8 protein-coding genes are annotated in these 6,915 nt (G+C 70.6%); 3 read left to right on the top strand and 5 right to left on the bottom strand.

All coding sequences use genetic code 11. The features are described from left to right. The first annotated feature begins 1 nt into the window (after position 1). Positions 2–1,045, top strand: a complete 1,044-nt coding sequence (locus VGF12_RS09350) for a 6-phosphofructokinase (RefSeq protein ID WP_414710054.1) — start codon at positions 2–4, stop codon at positions 1,043–1,045. Positions 1,046–1,170: 125 nt separating this feature from the next. Next, a complete protein-coding gene (locus VGF12_RS09345; protein ID WP_331175761.1) occupies positions 1,171–1,359 on the top strand; it encodes a hypothetical protein in 189 nt (62 codons plus the stop codon). Between the two features lie 39 nt (positions 1,360–1,398). Here the strand turns inward: VGF12_RS09345 and recG are convergent, their stop codons facing one another. From recG to VGF12_RS09325, 4 genes are all read right to left on the bottom strand, one after another. Then, positions 1,399–3,450, bottom strand: a complete 2,052-nt coding sequence (recG, locus tag VGF12_RS09340; RefSeq protein ID WP_331175760.1) for an ATP-dependent DNA helicase RecG — start codon at positions 3,448–3,450, stop codon at positions 1,399–1,401. A gap of 64 nt (positions 3,451–3,514) precedes the next feature. Continuing rightward, on the bottom strand, positions 3,515–4,261 hold the full coding sequence (locus tag VGF12_RS09335) for a substrate-binding periplasmic protein (protein ID WP_331175759.1): 747 nt from the start codon (positions 4,259–4,261) through the stop codon (positions 3,515–3,517). Between the two features lie 97 nt (positions 4,262–4,358). Then, positions 4,359–4,727, bottom strand: coding sequence for a hypothetical protein (locus VGF12_RS09330; RefSeq protein ID WP_331175758.1), 369 nt, complete (start codon positions 4,725–4,727; stop codon positions 4,359–4,361). A gap of 28 nt (positions 4,728–4,755) precedes the next feature. Beyond that, entirely contained in the window at positions 4,756–5,118 is a 363-nt protein-coding gene (locus VGF12_RS09325; RefSeq protein WP_331175757.1) for a TraR/DksA family transcriptional regulator, read from the bottom strand. Positions 5,119–5,238: 120 nt separating this feature from the next. Between VGF12_RS09325 and queA the strand changes: the two genes are divergently transcribed. Beyond that, complete coding sequence (gene queA, locus VGF12_RS09320) at positions 5,239–6,303, top strand: tRNA preQ1(34) S-adenosylmethionine ribosyltransferase-isomerase QueA (protein WP_331175756.1); 1,065 nt, start codon at positions 5,239–5,241, stop codon at positions 6,301–6,303. Here queA and VGF12_RS09315 read toward each other — a convergent pair. Continuing rightward, entirely contained in the window at positions 6,255–6,860 is a 606-nt protein-coding gene (locus VGF12_RS09315) for a YigZ family protein (protein WP_331175755.1), read from the bottom strand. The genes queA and VGF12_RS09315 overlap by 49 nt on opposite strands. Positions 6,861–6,915 lie beyond the last annotated feature (55 nt).

Raw genomic sequence — 6,915 nt, 5'->3', positions numbered from 1 at the left:
CGTGATCTGTGCCGTCACCCGCGCCGCACTGCAGCGCGGCTGGAGCTGCGTCGGCATCCGCGACGGTTACGACGGACTGCTGAGCCCTGGGCGTTACCGCGACGGCGGCCTGCTGGAGCTGACGCACGAGCGTGTGGAGGCCATCGCCGCGCTGGGTGGCACGCTGCTGGGCTCCACCAACAAGGGCGACCCTTTCGCCTATCCGACACCGCAGGTCACCGGCGGCATGGCGCTGGTCGACCGTTCGCAGGACCTGCTGGACGCGCTGGCCCGCGAGGCCGTGGATGCCCTGGTGGCCGTGGGCGGCGACGGGTCGCTGGCCATCGCTCACCGGCTCGCCGAGCGGGGCCTGCGCGTGGTGGGTGTGCCCAAGACCATCGACAACGACCTTGACGGCACGGTGACGACCTTCGGTTTCGACACCGCCGTGGCCTTCGCCAGCGACTGCATCGAGCGTCTGCACACGACGGCGGCCAGCCACCATCGCGTGCTGGTCGTGGAGGTGATGGGGCGCTACGCAGGCTGGATCGCGCTGCATGCCGGGCTCGCGGGCGGCGCCCACGCCATCCTGCTGCCCGAGTTGCCCTTCGACCTGGCCGCCGTCGCCGGCATGGTGGCGCGACGCGATGCGCAGGGCCAGGCCTACTCCATCGTTGTCGTGGCCGAAGGCGCGTGTCCGCGCGATGGCGCCCGCGCTCTGACCGCGCCGGCCGAGGCCGGGCATGCCGAGCGCCTGGGCGGCATGGGCGAACAGGTCAGCCAAGCGCTGGCACGGCTGACGGGCAAGGACACGCGCTGCGTGGTGCTGGGCCACCTGCTGCGGGGCGGCAGCCCGACGGCCTTCGACCGCGTCGCGGCGCTGCGCTTCGGTGCTGCGGCGGTCCGGGAGCTGGCGGCGGGGTTGAGCGGCATCATGGTGGCGCTGGACGGCAGCGACGTCCGCCCCGTCCCGCTCGCCGAGGTGGCGGGCCGCATGAAGGCCGTGCCGCTGGATGGCGATACGCTTGCCACCGCCCGAGATCTCGGCATCTGCCTGGGCGACTGAGCACGGTGCATCGCGCGCCGGTGCAGGCCGGCCCCGCCGGTATGCATCTCGTCGCATGCCGGGCGACGCCGTGCCGCGCCTCGCCTAGGCTGCGGCCTTCTCCATCTCCAACCTTCGGACCCCGCATGAACCGCATCGCTTCCTTCTCCGCCATCCTGGCCGCCGCCGCCCTGCTGAGCGCCTGCGTCTTTGCACCGCCCGTCACGACGTCGACCGACGCGAATGCCATTGGCAAGATGAGCGAGCAGGCCTTGGCGACCTGCGGCGCCGGCAATGTCAAGGAAGTGAACGCGAAGAGCTTCAGCTGCAAGTGAAGCCGGCTGTGTAGGCCGCCCGGCCTGAGTGCCCTGCATTCAGGCCTTGAGGAACTCCGCCTTGGTCCCGAGCCAGCGCGTCACCTGGCGACGCGCCGCCTCGGGGTGCTCGTCGAGCAACCGCGGCGCGAGGGTGCGGGCGGCCACCAGCAGCGGCGCGTCCTCCTGCAGATCGGCGAAGCGCAGCAGCTCGGCGCCGCTCTGACGCGACCCCATGAATTCGCCGGGACCACGGATGTCGAGGTCGCGGCGCGCGATCTCGAAGCCGTCGGTCGTCTCGGCCATGGCCTTGAGCCGCGACTTGCCCGTGTCGGACAGGGGCGGGCTGTAGATCAGCACGCAGACGCTGGCCTTGGCGCCGCGCCCCACGCGGCCGCGCAGCTGGTGCAGCTGCGCAAGGCCGAAGCGCTCCGCATGCTCGATGACCATCAAGCTGGCGTTGGGCACGTCCACGCCCACCTCGATGACAGTGGTGGCTACCAGCACGCTCGTCGCGCCTGACGAGAATTGCGCCATCACCGCCGCCTTGTCGGCTGGCGACATGCGGCCATGGAGCAGGCCCACCGACACGTCGGGCAGCGCCGCGCTCAGCTCGGCGTGCGTCTCGGTGGCGTTGCGCAGGTCCACCGCTTCGCTTTCCTCCACCAGCGGGCAGACCCAGTAGACCTGGGCCCCGTCGCCCACCGCGCCGCGTATCTTGTCGACGACCTCGTCGCGCTTGCCGTCGGTGAACACCTTGGTGACGATGGGGCTGCGGCCGGGCGGCAGCTCATCGATGGTGGAGACGTCCAGGTCGGCGAAATACGTCATCGCCAGCGTGCGCGGGATGGGCGTGGCGCTCATCATCAAGAGGTGCGGCTCCAGGTCCATCGCCTTCAGCTTGTTGCGCAGCGCCAGCCGCTGCGCGACGCCGAAGCGGTGCTGCTCGTCGATGATCGCCAGTCCCAGCCTGGCGAAGCGCACCTTGTCCTCGATGACGGCGTGCGTGCCAATGACCAGTTGCGCCTCGCCCGACGCGGCCGCGTCCAGCATCTTCTGCCGCGTCTTGCCTTTCACGCTGCCGGTGATCCACGCGACTTTGAGTCCCAGCGGCTCCAGCCAGCCGACGAGCTTGCGGAAGTGCTGCTCGGCCAGGATCTCGGTGGGTGCCATCAGCGCGCACTGCCAGCCGGCGTCGATGGCCACGGCGGCGGCCAGCGCGGCCACCACGGTCTTGCCCGATCCCACGTCGCCTTGCAGCAGCCGGTGCGTGGGCTGCGGCCGGGCCAGGTCATGCGCGATCTCATCCGATACACGTTGCTGTGCGCCGGTCAGCTGGAAGGGCAGGGCCGCCAGCAGCTTCTCGTGCAGGCCGCCTGGCCGGGCGCGCAGCGCCGGTGCGACCAGAGCCGCACGCTCCCGCTGGGCCTGCAGTTGCGACAGCTGCTGGGCCAGCAGCTCCTCGAACTTGAGCCGCTGCCAGGCCGGGTGGCTGTGGTCCTCCAGTGCCAGCAGGGAGGCGCTGGGCGGTGGATGGTGCAGGTAGTTCAGCGCGTCCTTCAGCGCCGGCAGGCCACGCGGCACCACGCCCGGTGGCAGCAGCTCTCGCAGGTCGGCGCGGGCCAGGCCGGTGGCCACGGCCTTGCGCAGATAGGCCTGGGGCAACTGGGCCGACGCGGGGTAGACGGGTGTGAGGGATTGCGCGAGCGGCGTGTCGTCGTTCACGACCTTGACGACCGGATGCACCATCTCGCGGCCGAAGAAGCCGACCCGGGCTTCGCCCCGCACGCGCAGCCGGGCTGCGGCCGCCATCTGCTTTTGCTGCGAAGGATAGAAGTGCAGGAAGCGCAGCAGCAAGGTGCCGGACTCGTCCTTCAGGCGCACCAGGAGCTGGCGGCGGCTGCGCAGTTCCACCTGGCAGTCGACGACGGAGCCCTCCACCTGGGCCGTCTCGCCCTCGCGCAGGGCGGCGATGGGCACGAGTCGCGTCTCATCCTCGTAGCGCATGGGCAGGTGCAGGGCCAGATCGATGTCGCGCACCAGGCCGAGCTTCTCCATGGCCTTCTGGGGCGCGGACTTGGGCTTGTCCGGGGGCGGGGGCGACGCAGTCATGGGCGAGATTCTGGCGGCATGGCCGCCCGACGGCCGGGGCGCGATCGCGGCGCGGGCGAGGGGTTCAGCGGAAGTAGCGCTGCCTCAGGCGTTCGTAGTGCCCGTCGCGCCGCAGGGCGTCCAGCGCCGCTTGCAGCCGGCGCACCAGGGTCGCGTCGGTGTCCAGGCGCAGGCCGTACCAGTAGGCGCGGGAGGCGTCCTGCTCCATGACGGGTTGCAGCGTCCCGTAGGGCAGCTGCATCTGGCGCAGGTTCCAGCCAGCGGCCCAGTCCAGCAGGGCCACATACTCCATGCGTCCCGCAAGCAGCTTGCGCACGTTGGTGGCATCGTCCAAACCATGCTCCAGGTGGACGCCGGGCTTGAGGCCCGAGGCCTGCAACTGGCGGTCCGCCGCCGAGTCACGCACCACGCCGATGCGGAAACCGGCCAAGTCGCTGAGTTGCGTCAGCGTCAGGTCCCTGCGACTGGCGAGTTTGTAGAGCAGGATGCGCCGCTGCGCGATCGGCCCGACCCACTGGAACTGTGCGTCACGCTCCGGCGTGCGCGTCAACGAGAACAGCACGCTGTTGGGGCTGCTCTCGGCCGCCTGCACGGCCCGCTGCCATGGCAGCACCTGCAGTTCGAGCCCGATGCCGGCCGCCGTCACCATCATCCGCAGCAGCTCGACGCTGAAGCCCTGGGGACCGTTGCCATCCAGGTAATTCAGCGGCGGCAGGTTCTCGGTGAAGCCCAGCAGGAAGTCGTCGGCCCTGGCGACCGGGAGTCGCGCGCCGAGGAGGGTGAGCAGGGCGAGGCAGGAACGGCGGTTCACGGCGGCAGAGGGAGCGCACCGAGTCTAGGGGGCCCACATGACAGTTCTCTGCTGGCCGGTGCCGTGGGTGTGCGATATGCCCGCCCCGGGGTGGCGCTCAGCTCGGCGTGGGTACGCCTGCCATGCGGTCGTGGGCGACGAAGAACTGGCGTGCCAGCGCCAGCATCTGGCCCTGGCTCAGCGGTGCGGCCGGCCGGTAGTCGGCAATGCGCGGTGCCAGTTTGGGCCGGTGGGCCTCGACGTAGTGGCGGAACTGACCGATGACCGGGTGCGAACCCGTCACCAGCACCTCGGGCGTGTCCTGGACGGCCTGGCACACCGCCTCGAAGAGGGCGTGCTCGCTGTGCGCGTCGTGGCCGGCCGCACGGCGGTCGTGGGGTTCGATGCGGGCAGCGTGAACTTGGTGCGCATCGAAATGCAGCACCTGGGCATGGTGGTGGTCGAGGTGGACGACGGCGTGAAACATCAGGGTTCTCCTGGCAAATCGGTGTGGATCAGCGGGCGGCCTCAGCGGCGGTCTGGCAATCGACGCAGCGCAGCGCCTGAGGCTGACGCTGGAGGCGGTCGAACGGAATGACGGCGCCGCAGTCGATGCAGCGGCCGTACCCGGGCGTCTTCAGGCGCATCAGTGCGTCGTCGATGTCCTGCAGCTCAGCCAGCAGAAGCTCGCTGCGGGCCTGATCCAGCTCGCGCTCGGCCTCGTGTTCCTGAGGGTCGTCTTGCAGCAGGGCGGCGGCGTGAGCCAGCCGGTCGCTGCCATCGCGCTGGGCCTGCAACGCGGCTTGCGTGCGCTGGCGCGCCAGCCGCAGCTCGTTCTCCAGCAGCGCATGTTGTCCGGGTGTGAGAGCAGTGCTCATGGAACCTCCTGTGACCATGCTGGCACCGCGCCGCGCGCGCCGCCTTGAGCTGAATCAAAGTGTGGCGATGGGAGAATCCCTCTCCTTTGGAACGGGTCTGTCCGGCCCTCAAGCGCGTCCATGAGCCTTCCCGCCTTGCCGGCCCACACGGTGGCCGACTTCGATTTCGACCTCCCCCCAGAGCTGATTGCCCAGCATCCCGCCCCCGAGCGCAGTGGCTCGCGGCTGCTCGACGCCACGGATGCAGTCCCGGTGGATCGGGTGTTCCGTGAGCTGCCCGAGCTGCTGTCGCCCGGTGACCTGCTGATCTTCAACAACACCCGCGTCATCAAGGCCCGCTTGTATGGCGTCAAGGCGACCGGCGGCTCGGTGGAGGCGCTGGTGGAGCGCGTGCTGCCCGGCACGCGGGAGGTCTGGATGCATCTGCGCGCCAGCAAGAGCCCCAAGCCGGGCAGCCGCGTGCGCTTCGCTGACGCTTTCGATGCCGTGGTTCTGGGCCGCTGCGGGCCGGACGAGGGCCTCTTCCACCTGCGCTTCGAGGGTGACCCCTTCGCGCTGCTGGAGGTCCACGGCCATGTGCCTCTGCCGCCCTACATCGCGCATGCCGACGGCGAGGACGATGTGCGCCGCTATCAGACGGTGTTTGCCAAGGAGCCCGGTGCCGTCGCCGCGCCAACGGCGGCCTTGCATTTCGACGAGGCCTTGCTCGCACGCCTAGCGGAACGCGGCGTCGAGCGCGCACACGTGACGCTGCATGTTGGCGCCGGCACCTTCCAGCCGGTGCGTGTCGATCGACTCTCCGAGCACAAGATGCACAGCGAATGGTTCGAGGTGCCGCAGTCCACCGTGGACGCTGTAGCCGCCTGCCGCGCACGCGGTGGCAACGTCGTCGCCGTGGGGACGACCACACTGCGTGCGTTGGAGTCCGCGGCGCATGGTGGCCGACTCGAGGCCGGTGCCCGAGAGACCGACATCTTCATCACGCCGGGCTTCGAGTTCCGCGTGGTGGACCGCCTCGTGACCAACTTCCACCTGCCCAAGAGCACGCTGATGATGCTGGTCAGCGCACTGGCGGGCTACGAACGCATCCGCGCCCTCTACGCGCACGCCATCGTGCAGCGCTACCGCTTCTTCAGCTACGGCGACGCGATGCTGCTTTCGCGCGCCCAGGCCACGCGGCCCTGAGCCGCCGCCTCCACGGCGGCCGTGAACGCGGCCCGTGCCGTGACCGGCAGCGCGAAGCGCATGTGCACGCGCGCCTCGTGCCGTACGTCCAGCAGCTGCGCGGCATGCTGTTCGGCGAGGCGCCGCAGCCGGCCCTCCAGCTCGTAGGGCAGCTCGCAGCCCAGTTCCACCAGCGCCACGCGCTCGATCTTCTCGGCCGTCAGCAGCGCCTGGGCAATGCAGTCGGTGTAGGCCCGCACCAGGCCGCCGGCCCCGAGCTTCACGCCGCCCCAGTAACGCACGGCGGTGGCCAGCACGCCGTCCAGGCCTTGATGCCGCAGCACGTCCAGCATGGGCCTGCCGGCGGTGCCGCCGGGCTCGCCGTCGTCGTTGGCCGCGGAGTGGCCGCCGGCCAGCAGCGCCCAGCACACATGAGCGGCGCCCGGGTGCTCGGCGCGCAGCGCGGCCACGCGGGTCAGCGCCGCCGCGCGGTCCGCGCAGGGCTCCACGCGGCCGAGGAAGCGGCTCTTCTTGACGATCAGTTCATGCTGCACGGGCGCAGCCAGGGTGAGAGACATGGCGGGATTGTCCGCGGCGCCCGAACTTCCCCGGCCGTCGGGCGCCGCTGCAGCT

The organism is Roseateles sp. (assembly GCF_036404855.1).
Lineage (GTDB): Bacteria > Pseudomonadota > Gammaproteobacteria > Burkholderiales > Burkholderiaceae_C > Pelomonas.
The sequence above is the reverse complement of the archived record's forward strand: the minus strand, read 5'-3'. Positions and strand labels throughout refer to the sequence as shown.

Coding starts and splice junctions, on each gene's coding strand:
- VGF12_RS09345 (WP_331175761.1), top strand. CDS start 1,171: ATGAACCGCATCGCTTCCTTCTCCGCCATCCTGGCCGCCGCCGCCCTG.
- recG (WP_331175760.1), bottom strand. CDS start 3,450: ATGACTGCGTCGCCCCCGCCCCCGGACAAGCCCAAGTCCGCGCCCCAG.
- VGF12_RS09330 (WP_331175758.1), bottom strand. CDS start 4,727: ATGTTTCACGCCGTCGTCCACCTCGACCACCACCATGCCCAGGTGCTG.
- VGF12_RS09325 (WP_331175757.1), bottom strand. CDS start 5,118: ATGAGCACTGCTCTCACACCCGGACAACATGCGCTGCTGGAGAACGAG.
- queA (WP_331175756.1), top strand. CDS start 5,239: ATGAGCCTTCCCGCCTTGCCGGCCCACACGGTGGCCGACTTCGATTTC.
- VGF12_RS09315 (WP_331175755.1), bottom strand. CDS start 6,860: ATGTCTCTCACCCTGGCTGCGCCCGTGCAGCATGAACTGATCGTCAAG.